The organism is Ornithinimicrobium cerasi, assembly GCF_003702705.1.
GTDB lineage: Bacteria > Actinomycetota > Actinomycetes > Actinomycetales > Dermatophilaceae > Ornithinicoccus > Ornithinicoccus cerasi.
Window position 1 is genome coordinate 279,077 of sequence record NZ_QZMN01000004.1, and the last position, 19,541, is coordinate 298,617.

Below are 19,541 nucleotides of genomic sequence, written 5' to 3' on the forward strand. Positions count from 1 at the left end.
CAGGAGGCCTTTCTGGTGCCCGGGGTCCACACGGAACGACGAAGGAGCACCAACATCGACGAGCCTCGCATCAATGACCGCATCCGGGTTCCGGAGGTGCGGTTGGTGGGCCCCAACGGCGAACAGGTCGGCATCGTGCGCGTCGAGGACGCGCTGCGGCTGGCGGCCGAGGCTGACCTCGACCTCGTCGAGGTGGCCCCGATGGCGCGTCCGCCGGTCGCCAAGCTCATGGACTACGGCAAGTACAAGTACGAAGCCGCCATGAAGGCCCGGGAGGCCCGGAAGAACCAGATCAACACGGTCATCAAGGAGATCAAGCTCCGCCCGAAGATCGACGCGCACGACTACGGCACCAAGAAGGGCCACGTCGAGCGCTTCCTCAAGGCGGGGGACAAGGTCAAGGTGACCATCATGTTCCGCGGTCGCGAGCAGTCGCGCCCCGAGCTCGGCTTCCGCCTGCTGCAGCGGCTGGCCGAGGACGTCGCCGAGCTGGGCTTCGTGGAGAGCGCCCCGCGCCAGGACGGCCGCAACATGGTCATGGTGATCGGGCCCTCCAAGAAGAAGACCGCCGTCCGGCTCGAGAAGCGTCGCGACGCCGAGCGGGCCGCCGCCGAGTCCCACGGCGACACCCTCGTCGAGGACGAGGGCACGACCGAGCTCGAGGGCACGACCGAGCTCGAGGCGGGCACGCCCGCCACCGAGGTCGAGGAGACCGCCGAGCAGCACTGAACCGGGGCCGCAGCCCCCTCGCGCAGCACACCCGACGCCCGTCGATGACGGGCGGAGAAACGACGAAGGAGATCGGCCCATGCCGAAGATGAAGACCCACAGCGGTGCCAAGAAGCGCTTCCGCGTCACCGGCACCGGCAAGGTGATGCACCAGCGCGCCCGCCACGTGCACAAGTTCCAGGAGCGCCGCGCCTCGCAGGCCCGCCGCCTGGTCCTGGACAAGACCGTCGCCGGCAGCGACGTCCGCAAGGTCAGGAAGATGCTCGGCCTCTGAGGCCGGACGTCTTCCCACACAGCAGCTTTCGACGCAGAACTAGTCAAGGAGAACTCACGTGGCACGCGTGAAGCGGGCGGTCAACGCCCACAAGAAGCGCCGGGTCGTCCTGGAGCGCGCCAGCGGTTACCGCGGGCAGCGCAGCCGGCTCTACCGCAAGGCGAAGGAGCAGGTCACCCACTCGCTCGTCTACAGCTACAACGACCGCAAGGCCCGCAAGGGTGACTTCCGTCGGCTGTGGATCCAGCGCATCAACGCCGGCGCCCGCGCCAACGGGATGACCTACAACCGGTTCATCCAGGGCCTGAAGATCGCCGGCATCGAGGTCGACCGCCGCATGCTGGCCGAGCTGGCCGTCCACGACGAGGCGGCCTTCGCCGCGCTGGTCGAGATGGCCCGGGCCAACGTCCCCGCCGAGGGCGAGACCCCCGCGGCCTGAGGTCGGACACCTCCTCCCGACGCCCCAGCGCATGACCGCCGTCGACACGTCCCTGCTGAGCAACCCGCGCAGCGACGGTGTCCGGCAGGTCGCCGCGCTGGGGCGTCGCGCTGCCCGCGACAGGCAGGGCCGCTTCCTGGTGGAGGGACCCCAGGCGGTCCGCGAGCTGCTCCGGTATGCCGCGCCCGCCGCCGACGCCCTCTACGTCACCGACGCCGCCGCCGCGCGGCATACCGACATCGGGCGGGCCGCGCGCGACGCGGGCCTGGAGCCGCGGCGGTGCACCGAGCAGGTCCTGGCCGCGATGGCCGACGCCGAGCACCCCCAGGGGGTGCTGGCCGTGGCACGCCGGGTGGACGTCCCGCTGGGGGAGGCGCTGGACGCGGTGGGGACGGACGGCTTCGCGGTGGTGCTGGCCCAGGTGCGTGACCCCGGCAACGCCGGCACGGTGCTGCGCGGGGCCGACGCCTTCGGGGCGTCGGCGGTGCTGGTGAGCGACGCGTCCGTGGACGTGTACAACCCGAAGGTGGTGCGGTCCACGGTGGGGTCGCTCTTCCACCTGCCGGTGACCGTGGGCGTGCCGGTCGAGGAGCTGCTGGCGGCCTGCCGGTCGCGCGGGGTCCGGCTCCTCGCGGCCGACGGTTCAGGGCGGACGATGCTGCCGCACGCCGACCTCGGTCGCCCGCACGCGTGGGTCATGGGCAACGAGGCGTGGGGGCTCGAGGAGTCCGTGCGCGCCCTCTGCGACGACGTCGTCGCCATCCCGATCCAGCGCGCGGAGTCGCTCAACCTCGCGATGGCCGCGACCGTCTGCCTGCACGCGTCGGCGTCGGCGCGGGCCTAGCCTCGCCGGGGGCAGTGCTCGGGGGAGGGTGTATGTGACATCCCCTGAGCGCCGCGGAGCGTCGAGTGCAGCGCTTGTTGCCATATTGCGGCCGACGAGTGGCGACAACCGGTGCACTGGTGCACGCTCCAGCGCCTGACCTGTGGACAACGTGGCGGGGGTCACCGTCGACGAGGGCACGCTGAGTGCCATGGCTGTGCAGCCGACCGGTGCGGCGAGACCACCGGACCGAGGTCCAGGGCTGATGCCGTTCACGCACCGGCAGGCCGGCGCCCTGGGCATCACCCGCCGTGAGCTGCAGTCGCGGGCCTACCGCAAGCTCCTGCGCGGCATCTACATCAGGGCCGAGGCGCCCGTGGGCCCCTACGAGGAGACCCGGGCCGCTCTGCTGGCGGCGAGCGACGGGGCGTTCGCCTCGCACCACACAGCCGCCCGGCTCTGGGGCGGGATCGTGCCCCACTCTGCCCGGGCGCACGTCAGCGTGCCGCGGGGGCGGCCACGCTCACCGCGCGAGGACCTGGCCGTCCACTCCTCCTCGCGGACCCCGACGAGCTTCCGCGGGCAGGCTGTGACCACCCCTCTCGACACGTTCCTGGACTGCGCGACGGCCCTGGACCTCCTCGATCTGGTGATCCTGGGGGACAGCCTGGTGAGGAAGCGCCGGATCACTCCGGCCGAGCTCCTGGAGGGGTGCGGACGGGCGACGGGGCGGGGAGCACGGCGCGCCAGGACCGCCGCAGCTCTCGTCCGGGAGGGTGTCGACTCGGCGATGGAGACGCGAGCACGCCTGCTCCGTGTGCTCTCGGGGCTGCCGGAGCTGGAGACGGACATCCGGTTCTACGACGAGCGGGGCCGGCTGCGTCGCCGGCTCGACGCCGGCGACCGGAAGACGCGCACCGCCGTCGAGTACGACGGTCGCCAGCACGTCGCCCGGGAGGAGCAGTGGGAGTCCGACATCGGTCGTCGCGAGGAGTTCGAGGACGAGACGTGGCGCATCGTCGTCCTCACGAGCAAGGACATCTACCGGACTCCCGGTGAGACCGTGGAACGGCTGCGCCGGATCCTGCGCGCGCGGGGGATGACGATCGGCCCGGCCAGGGACGACTGGAGACGGTACTTCCCGGGTCATCCGTGACGACCGCGCGGCCGCGACCGCACGAGTGCACCGGTCCTGCACGCGATCGCCGGGTGGGGCGGCAACGACCGGTGCACTGGTGTGAGGACAGGGCGCGGCGGGCGCTGGTCGGACGCGGGCTCGCCCGTGCCTAGACTTGCGCAGGTGTCAGGACCCAACACCAACTACGACCCCGTCGAGGTCGCCGCGCTCGCCCCGGCGGTGGTCGACACGGCTGTCACCGAGGCGCTCGCCGCCATCGCGGCAGCGTCCGACCTCGACGAGCTCAAGGCGGCGCGGCTGGCCCACGCGGGGGAGCGGTCGCCGCTGGCCCTGGCCAACCGCGAGATCGGCGCGCTGCCCCCCACCGCCAAGGCCGAGGCGGGCAAGCGCGTCGGCCAGGCCCGCGGCCGGGTCAACCAGGCCCTCGCCCTGCGCCAGACCGAGCTGGAGGCGGAGCGCGACGAGCGCATCCTCGTGGACGAGGCGATGGACCTCACGGCCGTCCCGGCGCGCCGCCCGCTCGGTCGCAGGCACGTCCTGACCGTGACCGCCGAGCGGATGGCCGACGCCATGGTGGGCATGGGCTGGGAGATCGCCGAGGGCCCGGGCGTGGAGGCGGAGTGGTTCAACTTCGACGCGCTCAACTTCGACAAGGACCACCCGGCACGCCAGATGCAGGACACCTTCTTCGTCGAGCCGGCGGACGCCGGCCTGGTGCTGCGCACCCACACCTCGCCCGTCCAGGCCCGGTCGCTGCTGGAGCGCGGGGTGCCGCTCTACGTCGCCGTGCCCGGCAAGACCTTCCGCACCGACGAGCTGGACGCCACCCACACCCCCGTCTTCCACCAGCTCGAGGGACTGGCGGTCGACGAGGGCCTCACGATGGCCCACCTCAAGGGAACCCTCGACCGGCTCGCCGAGGCGATGTTCGGACCCGGCATCGTCAGCCGTCTGCGTCCCGCGTTCTTCCCCTTCACCGAGCCCAGCGCCGAGATGGACTTCCGCTGCTTCGTCTGCCGCGGTGAGGACGCGGCGTGCCGCACCTGCGGCGGCACCGGCTGGATCGAGTGGGGTGGCTGCGGGATGGTCAACCACAACGTCCTGCGGGCCTGCGGGGTCGACCCGGACCGCTACCAGGGCTTCGCGTTCGGGATGGGCGTGGAGCGGACAGCCATGTTCCGCCACGGCATCACCGACATGCGGGAGATGATCGAGGGTGACGTGCGCTTCAACGCGCAGTTCGGGATGGAGATCTGATGCGGGTTCCGGTCGACTGGCTGGGCGACTACGTCGAGCTGCCGGACGGGGTGACCGGCGCGCAGATCGCCGCCGACCTCGTCGCCGTCGGGCTCGAGGAGGAGGGCCTGCACGGCGGTGACGTCACCGGACCCCTCGTCGTGGGCAGGGTCCTGGAGAAGCACCCCGAGCCCCAGAAGAACGGGAGGACGATCAACTGGTGCCAGGTGGACGTCGGGGCGGCCAACGGCACCGGCGAGCCGCAGGGCATCGTCTGCGGTGCCGACAACTTCGACGTCGGTGACCTCGTCGCCGTCATCCTGCCCGGCGGCGTGCTGCCGGGTGATTTCCGCATCTCGGCCCGGAAGACCTACGGCCACGTCTCCTCCGGCATGATCTGCTCGGCCCGCGAGCTGGGGCTGGGGGAGGACCACGACGGGATCATCGTGCTGCCCCGCCTCCTCGGCGAGGACCACGCGGCGCAGCTGGAGCCGGGTGAGGATCTCATCCCCGTCCTGGGCCTGGACCGTGAGGTCGTCGAGGTCAACGTCACCCCCGACCGCGGCTACTGCTTCAGCCTCCGCGGCATCGCCCGCGAGTACTCGCACTCGACGGGTGCGGCATACTCCGACCCCGCCCTCCTGCCGGTCGACCCTCCCACGGGGGGAGGGTATGCCGTGGAGCTGGCCGACCCGGGGATCGCGCTGCTCGACGGGGTGCCGGGCTGCGACCGGTACGTCGCCCGGGTGGTGCGCGGGATCGACCTGACCCGGGAGACCCCGGACTGGATGCAGCGCCGGCTCCTCGAGGCCGGCATGCGTCCGATCAGCCTGGCCGTCGACGTGACCAACTACGTCATGCTCGCGCTCGGCCAGCCGCTCCACGCCTTCGACCTCGCCACCCTGCAGGGGCCGGTCGTCGTGCGCCGCGCCCGGCCGGGCGAACGGCTGCGGACCCTCGACGACGTCGACCGCGCCCTGGACCCCGAGGACCTGGTCATCACCGACTCCGGAACCCGCGTGCTGGCGCTGGCGGGCGTCATGGGAGGCGAGGACGGCGAGGTCACCCCGGGGGTCACCACCGACGTGCTGGTGGAGTCGGCGCACTTCGACGCGCGGTCGGTCGCCCGGACCTCGCGGCGCCACCGGCTCACGAGCGAGGCGGCGAAACGTTTCGAACGCGGCGTCGACCCGGCCGTCACGGACGCCGCCGCGCAGCTCGCGGTCGACCTGCTCGTCGAGCTGGGTGGCGGCACCCCGGACCCGGCGGTCACCGACGTGGACCAGCGGGCGGCCAGGCGGGCCGTCGAGCTCGAGCTGACGATGCCCGCCCGCTACGTGGGCGTCGACTACGACCCCGGTCGGATCCGTGAGGTGCTGACGATGATCGGCTGCACCCTCGAGGAGGCCGGCGAGGGGTGGGTCTCCGTCACGCCGCCCAGCTGGCGTCCCGACCTCACCGACGCGCCGACGCTCGTCGAGGAGGTCGCGCGGGTCGACGGCTACGACAAGATCCCCTCGGAGGTGCCGCGCGTCGTCGGCGGTCGTGGTCTCACGCACGCCCAGCGCTCGCGCCGCGCGGTCGCGGGGGCGCTCGCGGGCCTGGGCCTGCACGAGGTGCTGACCTACCCCTTCGTCGGGCCGGACCGATTCGACGAGCTGGGTCTTCCCGCCGACGACGTGCGGCGCGACGCGCTGCGGCTGGCGAACCCGCTCTCCGACGAAGCCCCCCTCATGCGCACCGAGCTCCTGCAGACCCTGCCGGAGTCGCTGCGCCGCAACATCTCCCGTGGGATGCGCGACGTGGCCATCTTCGAGGTCGACACCGTCACCCGACCCTTGACGGGGCTGCGTGCGCCCGTGCCGGGGGTGGGCGCCCGTCCTGAGGACGAGACGCTCGACGCCATCAGGGCGGCGGTGCCGCACCAGCCCTGGCACGTCGCGATCGTCGCCGCCGGGCAGGCCGAGCGGTCCGGCTGGTGGGGGAGCGGGCGGCCGGTCGACGTGACGGACGTCGTGGCCTGGGCCCACGCGATCGCCGACACGCTCGGCGTCCGCGTCGACCGGCGGCCCTCCGACCGCGCCCCGTTCCACCCCGGTCGCTGCGTGGAGCTGACGCTGGCGGACGGGACGCTTGTCGGGTGGGCAGGTGAGCTGCACCCCCAGGTGGTGCAGCGCCTCGGACTACCCGCCCGCACCGGCGCCGCCGAGCTCGACCTCGACGTGCTGATCTCCGCCAGCGACCACCGCACCCAGGTCGCGCCGCTGTCCACGCACCCCATGGCCACCTCGGACGTGGCCCTCGTGGTCACCCGCGACGTGCGTTTCGGCGACGTCGAGGAGTCGTTGCGGGCCGGCGCCGGCGAGCTCCTCGAGAGCGTGGAGCTCTTCGACGTCTACGTCGGTGACCAGCTGGGCGCCGACCAGCAGTCCCTCGCGTTCCGGATGCACTTCCGGGCGCCGGACCGCACCCTGACCACGCAGGAGGTCAACGCCGCGCGGTCCGCGGCGGTGACCCGGGCGGCGCGGGCCCACGGGGCGGTGCAGCGGTGAGCGCGACGACCGACCGGCGACGCGTGGCCCTCGTCACGGGCGCCTCGCGCGGCATCGGCGCGCACCTCGTCCGCGCCCTCGTGGGAGCGGGGTGGCAGGTCGTGGGTCTCTCCCGCTCCGGCGAGGTCCCCGACGGCACGGAGGGTATGCCGTGCGACGTCACCGACGCGGAGGCGGTCGATCATGCCGTGGCCGAGGTGGTGTCACGGCACGGGCGCATCGACCTGCTCGTCAACAACGCCGGGCTCATCGAGCCCGAGCGCCCGCTGTGGGAGGCGGACGTGGACGAGTGGTGGCAGGTGCTCGTCACCAACGTCCGTGGCCCCTTCCTGCTCACCCGCGCCGTGGTGCCGCACATGATCGCCGCCGGCGGTGGGCGTGTCGTCAACCTCAACTCCGGAGCCGGGACCCGGGAGCGGCACGACCTCACCGCCTACTGCGCCTCCAAGTCCGCGCTGGCCCGCCTCACCGGGGGCACCGCACTGGCCGGCGCCGAGCACGGTGTGCGCGCCTTCGACCTCGCGCCGGGCGTGGTCGAGACGGACATGACCCACTCGATGGACATGCACTCCGGGCGCACGGAGTGGACCGCGCCCGAGGACGTCGCGGCACTGCTGGTCGCGATGGCGGAGGGTGAGCTGGACGGCTTCTCCGGACGGATGGTGCGTGCAGGGGCCGACGACCTCGACGAGCTGCGACGCCGATCCCAGGCGGGTCTCGGCGACGGTGACCGCATGCTGCGCCTGCGCCCCTGGGGGCCGGACGACCCGCTCGCCGGGTGAGGCGGGGGTGCACGGCTCACGTCTCACCTGGGAGGAGCTGCCCGCGGCGCTCCACGCGTGGGTCGCGCGGGTCCTCGGCGGCCCGGTCGTGCACGCCGCGTCCCAGCCGGGAGGCTTCTCGCCGGGCACGGCGGACCGCGTCGTCACGGTGCACGGGCGGCGGGCCTTCGTCAAGGCGGTGAGCCCGGCGCAGAACCCGGACACGCCGTCCCTCCACCGCCGCGAGGTCGGCGTGCTGCGGACGCTCGCGGACCTGGCCGTCGTCCCCCGCCTCCTCGACAGCTACGACGACGGGTGCTGGGTCGCCCTCGTCGTGGAGGACGTCGACGGTCGGCACCCGCACCTCCCGTGGACGGCCGAGGAGCTGCGGCGCACCCTCGAGACCCTGGCCGACCTGGGAAAGGTCCCCGCACCGCCCTCGTGGCCCGCGCTGGAGGAGGAGCTCGTCGCGGAGATGGGGTGCTGGGGACGGGTGCGCGACGACGGGATGTCGGGGCTCGACCCCTGGGTGGTCGACCGCCTGAGGACCCTGCACGACCTTGCCCTGCGCACGCTGCCCCGGCTCGCCGGCCGTGCGGTCGTGCACAGCGACATGCGTGCCGACAACCTGCTGGTCCAGCCGGACGGCCGGGTGCGCCCCGTCGACTGGCCGTGGGCCAGCCAGGGTGCTCCCTGGTTCGACGCCGTCTCCCTGCTCCTCGACGTCCGCTGGTCAGGCGGGCTCGACGTCCGCCCGCACCTGCCCGTCGTCCGGTCGCTGGGTGCGACCGACGAGGACATCCTCGGCCTGCTCGCTGGTCTGACCGGGTTCCTGACCCACGCGTCCGGCCGTCCCCCCGCGCCAGGTCTGCCGACCTTGCGGCGCTTCCAGGCCGAGCAGGCCGCAGCCGGGGTGGTGCTGCTGCGGGAGCTCTGGCCCGCCTGAGGGCACGACGCAAGGATCGCGCAAGGTGCCCCAGGCAACCTGTCACGAGGGGCTGCGGTCACCGGCCCCACGTCCGTGAGGGATGGAGCCGAGATGGACCACGACCCGACATCGCGCCGGATGCTCACGCTCGCGTCGCTGCTGGGGTTCGGGGGAGCGCTCTGGCTCGCCCTCGCCCACGCCGGGCTGCGCCCGGAGGGTGAGCGGGTGGGGGTTCTGCTGGTCGGGGTGTTCCTGGTTGGTGCGCTCAGCCTCCCCCCGCTGATCGTGGCCCTGAGCCTGGTCCGGCGGGCTCCTGCTGCGCGCAGCGCCCGGGAGCCGGCGCTCTGCGCCCTCCTCGGTACCGCCGTCGTCGCCTCCGCCCACGCTGCCTACGCCACCGTCGTGGGCGGGGCGGTGCCCGGGACCGTGACCCTGGTCGTCGCGACGCAGGACGCTCTCATGGTGCTCGGGCTGAGCCTGGTCATCTCGGTCCTCCACACGGCAGCCACCCGCCCGCGCGGACGGCAGGGTCGGCCAACCTCCGCCGCGAGTCGTCCGTCGGCCCGCCCGGGGCAGCGGGGGCCGGGACGGGTCAGGGGGGCGATGCCCCGGCCCGCCGCGGTCGCCGCCTCCGGGCTGGCGGTCCTGCTCGCGGCCACCGCCGCGCCCGTGTCCGCCGCGCCGGTGGTCACTGCGCTCCCGGCCGCCCCCGCGGGGACGGGGGTCTGCGGGGCGGCGACCCGGACCATCTCCTACGACGTCGAGGCCCTCCAGCTCGACCTGCCGCTGAACGGGTGGGGCGACCACGTGCCCGACGGGCTGATGTACGCGCTGTCCAACGAGGACGCCCTGGTCGGTGCCGACGACGTCCGGGCCGAGCCCGGACGCGCCACACCGCTCGTCCTGCGTGCACGGGTGGGGGACTGCGTGAGGGTCACCTTCTCCAACTCGATCTCCGACCTGCGCGTGGGGATGCACGTGGACGGCCTCGCCAAGGAGGTCACCGGGCCGGGGGCCAGCGACGGTGCCCGCATCGGCCGCAACGACGACTCGACGGTGGCGCCCGGGCAGCGGCGCACCTACACCTGGTTCGCCGGGCGGGCCGGTCAGTTCACCATCAACGACTACGGGTCGGGCACCAGCTTCGGGCCGGGCCCCTCGAAGGACACGACGAGCCGCGGGCTCTACGGCGCGTTCGTGGTGCTGCCCGCCGGCTACACGTGGCACGACGAGCGGACCGGGCAGGACCTGCTCACCCCCGACGGCCGGGGGATCGGCGCCCCCGTCTTCGCCGACGCACGAGGGCCCGCTGCCGGCGACGACTTCCGCGACCTCGCCCTCCTGTTCCTGGACCAGCCAGAGGGCGTGGTGGACCGGCAGGGCCGGACGCCGGTCTTCCCCCACACGGGCATCGAGGACCCGTCCTTCGGCTTCAACTACCGTGCGGAGCCGCTGCGCAACCGCCTCCGGGCCGTCATCGACCACCGGGACGGCAAGACGGTGACGCTGCCCAACGGCACGGTGATCCTGCCGGAGGACCGGTTCTGCGACGGCTGGACCACGGACCAGACCTCGACCGAGAACCTCGAGCGGCTGGCCAGGGACCGCGGCACCTCCAGCTGCCACGGCGAGGAGTCGCACCTGCAGTCGTGGCCCTTCGGTGACCCCGGCAAGATGACGACGGCCGTGGACGAGACGGACATCCTTGAGCTGAGCGCGGGCGGCGGGACCTTCACCCTGACCCTCGAGGACCCGACCATGATGCGTCCGCTCGGCGAGGACCTGACCACCCTCGACGAGGCCGCCCCCCAGTTCGCCGGCGCTCGCACCACCACCGAACCGCTGCCCTTCGACGCCGGTGCGGAGCAGATCCAGGCCGCCCTGACGGGCCTCAAGGTCCTGCCCTTGGCCGACCTCGCCCCGGGTGACGTCACCGTCACCGCCCTGGAGCCCGGTCGCTTCTCCATCGCCTTCGCCCAGCACTTCGCCGGGCGCGACGTCGAGCTGACCGTCGACGGGACCGGGTTGCTGCCCCTCCCGACGCCGGGGGACGACGCGACGACGACCGCGGGCGGTGAGGGCGGGTCCACCGGTGAGGCCGCAGGTGCCGTCGTCTCCGACACCGTGGAGGGCGCGACCAAGGGCCGCATCGAGGTCCTCAGCGACGCCCTCATCCCGCACGCCTACCGCGGTGACCCTGTCCGGGTGCGGCTGATCCACCCGGGCGTCAAGGAGACGCACCCGTTCCACCAGCACACCAACCGCTGGCGGCAGGAGTCGGAGGACCCCGACTCGACCCGCCTGGACGTCCAGTCCATCGGACCCGGTCAGGTGGCGGACCTCGTCTACGAGGGCGGCGCCGGTGAGGCGATCACCTCCGACCCGGCCAGGCCGGACCTGGGTGCGCGCTCGGCGGCGGAGTGGCTCACCCTGGGCCGTCCGGACATGGCCGCCCGGGCGATCACCACGGCGAGCAACGGCGACCAGATCTTCCACTGCCACCTCTACCCGCACTTCGCCCAGGGGTTCTGGGGCATGCTGCGCGTCTTCGACCGGCAGCGTCCGGCGGACCCCGGCCTCTGGCCGGAGGGCGTGCCGCGCACCTACCCGGACGGCACCCCCGTCGAGCCGCTCGTCCTCCTGCCGGACCTCGACCTCACCGCGACCCACCCGACGACCGGGGAACCGGTGCCCATGACACCGATGCCGGACGTCGCCCACCCCGGCTTCCCGCTGTTCGTCAAGGGCGAGTACGGCCAGCGCGCCTTCCGACCCCCGGGGTCGGTCGTGGCGGACGAGTTCGGCGACCCCGCGCTCAACTGGCGCCGCCCCGGGGACACGGTCCGTGGTTACGCGTCAGGGACGACGACCAACCTGGAGCGCGCCAACATGGTCACCACGGGCGAGGGCGGTGCTCGCGAGGCCGTGCCCGGGTCGTTCTTCATCGACCCCTGCCCCACGGGGGTCCCGGTGCGCCGGTACTACCCGGCGGCCGTCGACGCCAGGATCGTCTACAACGACGCGGGCTGGCACGACCCGGGAGGCAAGCTCTACGTGGAGGCCCCACCCTCCGACGCCGGGGACGCGCTGTCCGCCGTCGACGTCGCCGCGCAGATCCGCGAGCGCATCGAGGCGGGTGAGGTGGAGACCGAGCCCTACAACATGCGCGCCAACCTCGGTGAGTGCGTGATCATGCAGTCGACCAACGCCACGCACCTGGACAACGACAGGGGGGTCCCCGCGGACGTGCACGACGGGCAGCTCGGGGGCGGCGGTGAGCACGGGCTCACGGGCGGCAACGCGTTCCACGCCGCCAGCCTGATGAGCGAGCTGAGCACCCACGTGCACCTCGTCCGCTTCGACGAGCTCGCCACGGACGGTACGTCCGTGGGGTGGAACTACGTGCAGGCCCCGATGGTGGGCCAGACGTACTCCTACCGGTGGTTCGTCGACGTCCCGCTGCGCACGATCTACTTCCACGACCACCAGAACCCCAACACCCACCAGCAGCACGGGCTGTGGGCGGCGATGAACGTGGAGCCCGCGACCTCGGTGTGGCACAGCCCGACGACCGGGGCACCCGTGGCCCCCGCCTACTGCGACGGGCTGGGGCTGCCCTCCTCCGGCGAGCAGCCGGCCTGCTACGGGGTCGGGTCGGTCGCCGACATCAAGGTGCCCGGGTCCAAACCCGGCACCTGGTCGGCCAGCTTCCGTGAGTTCACCGTGAACTACTCCGACTTCGTGCCGCTCCTCGACGCGGCAGGCGTCCCGATCAACCCGCCCGGCGCCCCCGACGACTACGGCCGGGACCAGGGCGGGATGGCCATCAACTACCGCAACGAGCCCTTCCCCACCCGGATCAACTCGGGGACCAGCGGCGCCCAGGCCGAGCCCGCCCACGTGTTCAGCTCCGCCGTGCACGGCGACCCCTCGACGCCGGTCTTCCGCGCCTATCCCGGTGACCCGGTGATCTTCCGGTTCATGGGTGGTGCCCACGAGGAGGGCCACAACTTCACCCTGTCCGGGCACCGGTGGCTGCACGAGCCCGACGACCCCGACTCCAACCTCTACGACAGCCAGTTCGTGATGATCGCCGAGTTCTTCAACTTCGAGATCAGCGGGACGCAGGTCGTGCGGCGGGGCACCAGGAACGACGCCGTGGAGAAGGCCCGGGAGGCCACCTCGACGGAGTCCGGGAGCACGATGATCCTGCCGACCGGAGCCGGGGCCGCCGGTGACTACCTCTACTCGTCCCAACCGCTGAACGACCTCTGGCTGGGGATGTGGGGCATCTTCCGGGTGCAGTCCGCCCGCACCACCGACCTGCAACCGCTGCCCACCCGCACCGCCCTGCCCCTGGCCAAGGCCGGCTCGCAGTGGCCCGCGGTCAAGCCGGGTGCGGCGCTCACACCGCCGACGGACAACCCCAAGCCGTGCCCGACGACCGCGACCCAGCGCACCTACAACATCAGCCTGGTCAGGACCCGGATCGACTACAACGCCTACGGGGACCACGACCCGAACGGTGTCGCCTACGTCCTCGACCAGGAGCTCGACTCCGCCGGCCGGCCGAAGGCGGGGAGCAAGCTCAAGCCGTTGTTCATCCGCGCGGTGGAGGGCGAGTGTTTGAACCTGGTGCTCACGAACAGGCTCCCGCAGGCGGGGATCAGCCTGGGCGAGGGCGACCCGGTCAACCCCGTCGAGCGCATCGGTTCCCTCGGCACCTCTCACGTCACCAACCTCGTCGACGGTCGGCCCCGCACGGTCACCCCCGCGTGGCCCGCCGGCAACCGCGCCTCGATCCACCCGTCGGGCCTGGTGCGCTACTACGTGACGGCGGGTGACGGGTCCGCGGTCGGGTACAACTTCGACTCCACCGCGGCCCCCGGGCAGCGGTACACCTACAAGTACCTGGTCGACAGCAAGAACATCGGGGTGGCCAACCTCGGTGACTGGGGCAACCTGCGGACCACCCGGCACCACGGTGCCTGGGGAGCCGTGATCGTGGAGCCCAAGGGTGCGACGTTCCTCGAGCCGCAGAAGCTGGGGCCGCTCCCGCTCGGCGCGGGGGAGCAGGCGGTGATCCGCTACACCGACCCGAGCGGGACCGTGCGGGCGTACCGTGAGTTCGTCCTCGACATCCAGGACGGTCTCAACCTCTTCGACGCCCAGGGGCGCCCGATCGTCGACCAGATCGACGTGCCCGGGGGGCAGGGCGACCTGCAGGACATGGGCGAGGTGGGGATCAACTACCGCAGCGAACCCTTCGCCCGACGTCTCGCGGCCGGCGGCGCCCTCGCCGACGTGCTGAGCTCCACGGTCCACGGCGACCCGGCCACCCCTCTGCTGCGCGCCTATCCGGACGACCCGACGATCGTGCGCATCCTCAACAGCCAGGACCTGCCCCGGGTGCACACCTTCGGGATGAGCGGGCACAGCTGGAGGTACGAGCAGAACGACCCGACCAGCACCGTCGTGACCAGCCAGGGCGGGCTCAACACGGGGCGGACGTTCAACGCCGGCATCTGCGCCGGGTCGGTGACACCCCTGCAGAACACCCAGGGTGCGGCACGGTGCGCCCAGGACGCCGTGCCGGGAGACTTCCTGTACAACGACCGCAACTTCTTCCACATGTTCGACGGTGGTGCCTGGGGTCTGCTCCGGGTCCACGGCACCGCACAGGCGGACCTGGCGCCGCTGTCGGCCGCCCTGGCCCCACCCAGGAAGAAGTAGGCTCGCGCCGTGAGCAGACCGGCCACCGCGCCTGCCGCCCGGGGGGACGTCCTCCCGGGGACACGCCGGCCGCGCACCGGGAGTGTGCTCATGGTGGCGGTCGTGGCCCTGTCCCTCGTCGGTCTGGTGGTGGCCGCGGTCTTCGTCGCCGGGGTGCGCGCACGCCCTGTCGTCGTGGGGATCGGCAGCCCGGTCGGCACGTCCGGGGGCTCCGTGGTGGTCACCCGCGTGGGGACTACCTTCGTCCCCACCACCCAGGGACCCCCCACCGCGGCGCGGATGGCCGGGACGGAGGGTCTGGACCAGCTGCAGGTCTGGGTGGAGCTGACCGCGACAGCCCGGGGCGGCCTGGAGTACTCCGAGGGCGACTTCCGCCTCGTCACCGCAGCGGGGGAGGCCCGGACCCCGGACGGGTCGACCCTCGGCGACGGGCTGCTGCCACGGGGCGGGTCGGTCTCGGGCCAGGTCTGGTTCGACGACGTGCCGGGGGTGTCCGACGGCTGGGTGGAGTACGACGACCCGGACGGGCGCGCGGTGCGGGTCGCCCTGACCCCGGAGGAGGTCGTGCCGGTCCCCGCCGAGGAGGACGGCGGCACGCACCACGGCTGACACGCACGACGTCCCCCACGAGGGGGCCGCGTTCACGCATAGTCATGCATCCTCTTGTATAGTCACGCGGGTGACCAGCATCCCGATGACGCGTGCCGCACGGCACCAGCGCATCGCCGACCTGCTGGAGCGGCACGCCGTCGGTTCGCAGGGCCAGCTGCTCGACCTGCTCGGCGAGGACGGCATCACCGTCACCCAGGCGACGCTCTCGCGGGACCTGGTCGACCTCGGTGCGGTCAAGGTCCGGCGCGGGCGCCAGCTCGTGTATGCCGTGCCCGCCGAGGGAGGTGACACCACCCCTCGACCCGCGCAGGACAGCGTGGAGGTGTCCGCGCGCCTGCACCGGCTCGTCCAGGAGCTGCTCGTGAGCGCGCGGGCCGTCGGCAACCAGGTCGTCCTGCGCACCCCGCCGGGGGCGGCCCAGTTCCTCGCGGCCGCGATCGACCGCAGCGACCCTCCGGACATCCTGGGCACCATCGCCGGCGACGACACGATCCTGGTCATCACCACGGAGCCCGGCGGCGGGCCCGCCACCGCGCACCGGCTGCTCGCGCTCGCCGACGACTCCGACGCGGAGCGGGACCTGAGCTGACCCGTCACGGGGGGTGCGAGGATGACCCCATGACTGTGAGCCTCTGGGGAGGCCGCTTCACCGGCGGTCCCAGCGACGCCCTGGCGGCGCTGAGCAAGAGCACCCACTTCGACTGGCGTCTGGCTCCCTACGACCTCGCGGGGTCCCGGGCGCACGCGCGGGTGCTGCACAAGGCGGGCCTGCTCTCCGACGAGCACCTCGACGCGATGCTGACCGGGTTGCGTGCCCTGGGCGCGGACGTGGGCTCGGGTGCCTTCGGGCCCGCACCGGACGACGAGGACGTCCACACCGCGCTCGAGCGAGGACTGATGGAGCGGGTGGGGCCGGAGGTGGGGGGCCGGCTGCGGGCCGGCCGGTCGCGCAACGACCAGGTCGCGGCCCAGTTCCGGATGTACCTCCGCGACCAGGCCCGGCTGCTGGGCGCCAAGGTCCTCGACGTGGTGCAGGCCCTCGTCGACCAGGCCGCCCGGCACCCCGAGGTGGCCATGCCGGGGCGCACCCACCTGCAGCACGCCCAGCCGGTGCTGCTGGCCCACCACCTGCAGGCGCACGCGTGGGCGCTGCTCCGTGACGTCGAGCGCCTCGTCGACTGGGACGTGCGCGCCGCCGTCTCCCCGTACGGCTCGGGCGCCCTGGCCGGGTCCTCCCTCGGCCTGGACCCGGAGGCGGTCGCCCACGACCTGGGTATGCCGCGCGCCGTCGAGAACTCCATCGACGGGACGGCGTCCCGCGACTTCGCCGCCGAGTTCAGCTTCGTCATGGCGATGTCGGGCGTGCACCTGTCCCGGATCGCCGAGGAGGTCATCCTGTGGTCGACCGCCGAGTTCGGGTTCGTGCGCCTCGACGACGCCTTCTCGACGGGCTCCAGCATCATGCCGCAGAAGAAGAACCCGGACGTCGCCGAGCTGGCCAGGGGCAAGGCCGGTCGCCTCATCGGTGACCTCGCCGGCCTGCTCGCGAGCCTCAAGGGACTTCCGCTGGCCTACAACCGCGACCTCCAGGAGGACAAGGAGCCGGTCTTCGACGCGGTCGACACGCTGGAGGTGCTGCTCCCCGCCGTGTCCGGGATGGTGGCGACCCTGACCTTCGTGCCGGAGCGGATGGAGGAGCTCGCCCCCCAGGGCTTCTCGCTGGCCACCGACGTCGCCGAGTGGCTGGTCCGTCAGGGGGTGGCCTTCCGCGTCGCGCACGAGGTCGCGGGGGAGTGCGTCCGGGTGTGCGAGGAGCGGGGGATCGGCCTGGAGGACCTCTCGGATTCGGACCTCGCCGCGATCAGCGACCACCTCTCGCCGTCGGTCCGGGGCGTCCTCACCGTGCACGGCTCCCTCGCCTCCCGCTCGGCCCACGGCGGCACCGCGCCCGTGCGGGTGCACGAGCAGCGGGCCCACCTGATCAAGCAGGTCGCCCGGCTCCGGCACTGGGTCACGGAGATGCCGACCGTGCGTGACTGAGGTCGCGGTGCGCGCCGCGGACCGGGCGTTCTTCTCCCGACCCGTCCTCGAGGTCGCCCCGGAGCTGCTGGGGGCGCTGATCAGCGTCGGGGGTGTCACCGTGCGGCTGACGGAGGTGGAGGCGTATGCCGGCACGCGCGACCCCGGGTCGCACGCCTTCCGCGGGCCGACGCCCCGCACGGCGGTGATGTTCGGACCGGCGGGCCACCTCTACGTCTACTTCTCCTACGGCATGCACTGGTGCGCCAACCTGGTCTGCGGCCCGGAGGGCGAGGCCGGAGCGGTGCTGATGAGGGCGGGGGAGGTGGTGCACGGGGAGGACCGGGCCCGGGAGCGGAGGGACGCCGGCCGGGCCCGCCCCCTGCCCGTGCGGGACCTGGCCCGGGGCCCGGCCCGCCTGACCGCCAGCCTCGGGCTGACCGGGGCGCTGGACGGCGTCGACCTGCTCCGCACCGACGGTCCTGTCCGGGTGGATGTGCCCCGGAAACCCGCGACGGGTGTGGCGACCGGGCCCCGGGTGGGGGTCTCGGGTCCCGGCGGCGACGGCACGACCTATCCCTGGCGCTTCTGGCTGCCGGGGGAGCCGACCGTCTCCCCCTACCGCGCGGCGGTGGCGCGGCGCCGCGCCACGACGGCGTGGACGAGACCGGGCGAGCCGTAGGCTAGAGCCGGCCAGTCGCCATACCCCGAGCACAGGAAGAGATCCCTGGACGTGAGCACCGGACCGACCATCCTCGACGAGCTGGAGTGGCGAGGACTGCTCGCGCAGACCACCGACGACGCGGCCCTGCGCGACCACTTCGCGTCGGGCCCCGTGACCGTCTACTGCGGGTTCGACCCGACGGCCCCGAGCCTGCACTTCGGCAACCTCGTGCAGCTCGTGGTGCTGCGCCGCATGCAGCGTGCGGGTCACCGTGTGATCGTGCTCGTCGGAGGGTCCACCGGCCAGATCGGTGACCCGAAGCCGACCGCGGAGCGGGTGCTGAAGACCAAGGACCAGACGGCCGCGAACGTCGCGAGGATCAAGAGCCTCGTCACGCCGTTCCTCGACTTCGCCGGTGACAACGCGGCCATCCTCGTCGACAACCTGGACTGGACGGCCCCGTTGTCCGCGTTGGACTTCCTGCGCGACGTCGGGCAGCACTTCCGGGTGAACCAGATGATCCGCAAGGAGTCGGTGGCGGCCCGGCTCAACAGCGAGATCGGCATCTCCTACACCGAGTTCAGCTACCAGATCCTCCAGGCGATGGACTTCCTGCACCTGTTCCGCACCCTGGGGTGCACCGTCCAGACCGGTGGGCAGGACCAGTGGGGCAACCTGACCGCCGGGGTCGACCTCATCCACCGGGTCGAGGGGCGGTCGGCGCACGTCATCACCACCCCCCTGCTGACGGACGAGCACGGCAACAAGTTCGGCAAGTCGGAGGGCAACGCGGTCTGGCTGTCCTCGGACATGACCAGCCCCTACGCCTTCTACCAGTACTGGATCAACATCGCCGACTCCCAGGTGGGCCGCCTGCTCAGGGTCTTCACGGACCGGACGGCGGAGGAGATCGAGGCGCTGGAGAGGGCTACCGCGGAGACTCCCCACCTCCGCGCGGCCCAGCGGGTGCTCGCCGCCGACGTGACGACGCTCGTGCACGGGCCGACGGCCACCGAGCAGGTCGAGCACGCCAGCAGGGTCCTCTTCGGCAAGGGCGACCCGGCCGCCCTCGACGCCGGCACGCTGCGTGACGCCACGGCCGAGCTGGCCGGCGGGACGGTGGACCCGGGGAGCACGGTGGTCGACGCCCTGGTCGCGACCGGTCTGGCGGACAGCCGGGGCGCTGCCCGGCGCCTGATCGGCGAGGGAGGCGTGAGCGTCAACAACGTCAAGGTCACCGACGTGGAGCACGTGCTGGGGGCCGGGGACTTCCTGCACGACGAGGTCGCCCTCGTCCGGCGCGGGCGCAAGCACCTCGCGGCCGCGCGCAAGGCCTCCTGACCAGCAGATTTGTGTTTCGGCGGCACCGTGACCTAGTGTTTCACCTCGCCGCTCCGACAGGGAGGCACGGACACCGAGAGGTGGCCGGTCCCGGGCGCGGATCACCTTCGGACAGGAACGCTTCTTCAGCGGGCCGCGGATTTGACTCCGGAAAGTCGCGAAGGTTAATCTAGACGAGGTTGCCCCGCAGAATGCAGAGCCACGAGCTCCCGCTTCTGAGGTGTGCGTCCGATCCTTGAGAACTCAACAGCGTGTCAGATATTGATGCCAATGTATTGTTTTGTTGTGCCAC

At 72.7% G+C, this 19,541-nt stretch carries 15 protein-coding genes; all 15 read left to right on the forward strand.

The window, feature by feature from the left end; genetic code table 11:
- Positions 1-105 precede the first annotated feature (105 nt).
- The 15 genes from infC (at position 106) to tyrS (ending at position 19,249) form a co-directional block, all read left to right on the forward strand.
- Entirely contained in the window at positions 106-729 is a 624-nt protein-coding gene (infC, locus tag D4B81_RS06625) for a translation initiation factor IF-3 (protein WP_237565854.1), read from the forward strand.
- 79 nt (positions 730-808) lie between these two features.
- Entirely contained in the window at positions 809-1,003 is a 195-nt protein-coding gene (gene rpmI, locus D4B81_RS06630) for a 50S ribosomal protein L35 (RefSeq protein WP_097187677.1), read from the forward strand.
- Positions 1,004-1,061: 58 nt separating this feature from the next.
- Positions 1,062-1,442 carry a 50S ribosomal protein L20 gene (rplT, locus tag D4B81_RS06635; protein ID WP_097187676.1) on the forward strand — a complete coding sequence of 127 codons (381 nt, stop codon included), beginning with the start codon at positions 1,062-1,064 and terminating at the stop codon, positions 1,440-1,442.
- Between the two features lie 31 nt (positions 1,443-1,473).
- Positions 1,474-2,286, forward strand: a complete 813-nt coding sequence (locus D4B81_RS06640) for a TrmH family RNA methyltransferase (RefSeq protein WP_122261645.1) — start codon at positions 1,474-1,476, stop codon at positions 2,284-2,286.
- Between the two features lie 190 nt (positions 2,287-2,476).
- A complete protein-coding gene (locus tag D4B81_RS06645; RefSeq protein WP_161965018.1) occupies positions 2,477-3,421 on the forward strand; it encodes a hypothetical protein in 945 nt (314 codons plus the stop codon).
- Positions 3,422-3,565: 144 nt separating this feature from the next.
- Positions 3,566-4,660: a phenylalanine--tRNA ligase subunit alpha gene (gene pheS, locus D4B81_RS06650; protein ID WP_122261647.1), complete on the forward strand. Its 1,095-nt coding sequence runs from the start codon at positions 3,566-3,568 to the stop codon at positions 4,658-4,660.
- Positions 4,660-7,191 carry a phenylalanine--tRNA ligase subunit beta gene (gene pheT / locus D4B81_RS06655; RefSeq protein ID WP_122261648.1) on the forward strand — a complete coding sequence of 844 codons (2,532 nt, stop codon included), beginning with the start codon at positions 4,660-4,662 and terminating at the stop codon, positions 7,189-7,191. The genes pheS and pheT overlap by 1 nt, the downstream gene beginning before the upstream one ends.
- Positions 7,188-7,973, forward strand: coding sequence for an SDR family oxidoreductase (locus tag D4B81_RS06660; RefSeq protein ID WP_202613602.1), 786 nt, complete (start codon positions 7,188-7,190; stop codon positions 7,971-7,973). The genes pheT and D4B81_RS06660 overlap by 4 nt, the downstream gene beginning before the upstream one ends.
- 7 nt (positions 7,974-7,980) lie before the next feature.
- Positions 7,981-8,898: a phosphotransferase family protein gene (locus D4B81_RS06665; RefSeq protein ID WP_122261649.1), complete on the forward strand. Its 918-nt coding sequence runs from the start codon at positions 7,981-7,983 to the stop codon at positions 8,896-8,898.
- A 120-nt stretch (positions 8,899-9,018) separates the two neighbouring features.
- On the forward strand, positions 9,019-14,613 hold the full coding sequence (locus D4B81_RS06670; RefSeq protein WP_161965019.1) for a cupredoxin domain-containing protein: 5,595 nt from the start codon (positions 9,019-9,021) through the stop codon (positions 14,611-14,613).
- Positions 14,614-14,622: 9 nt separating this feature from the next.
- Positions 14,623-15,222, forward strand: a complete 600-nt coding sequence (locus D4B81_RS06675) for a hypothetical protein (RefSeq protein ID WP_161965020.1) — start codon at positions 14,623-14,625, stop codon at positions 15,220-15,222.
- An 85-nt stretch (positions 15,223-15,307) separates the two neighbouring features.
- Positions 15,308-15,814 carry an arginine repressor gene (gene argR, locus D4B81_RS06680; protein WP_122261652.1) on the forward strand — a complete coding sequence of 169 codons (507 nt, stop codon included), beginning with the start codon at positions 15,308-15,310 and terminating at the stop codon, positions 15,812-15,814.
- Positions 15,815-15,843: 29 nt separating this feature from the next.
- Positions 15,844-17,265 carry an argininosuccinate lyase gene (gene argH, locus D4B81_RS06685; RefSeq protein WP_122261653.1) on the forward strand — a complete coding sequence of 474 codons (1,422 nt, stop codon included), beginning with the start codon at positions 15,844-15,846 and terminating at the stop codon, positions 17,263-17,265.
- Positions 17,258-17,926: a DNA-3-methyladenine glycosylase gene (locus tag D4B81_RS06690; RefSeq protein ID WP_237565855.1), complete on the forward strand. Its 669-nt coding sequence runs from the start codon at positions 17,258-17,260 to the stop codon at positions 17,924-17,926. The genes argH and D4B81_RS06690 overlap by 8 nt, the downstream gene beginning before the upstream one ends.
- A 51-nt stretch (positions 17,927-17,977) precedes the next feature.
- On the forward strand, positions 17,978-19,249 hold the full coding sequence (tyrS, locus tag D4B81_RS06695) for a tyrosine--tRNA ligase (RefSeq protein ID WP_122261654.1): 1,272 nt from the start codon (positions 17,978-17,980) through the stop codon (positions 19,247-19,249).
- Positions 19,250-19,541: the final 292 nt, after the last annotated feature.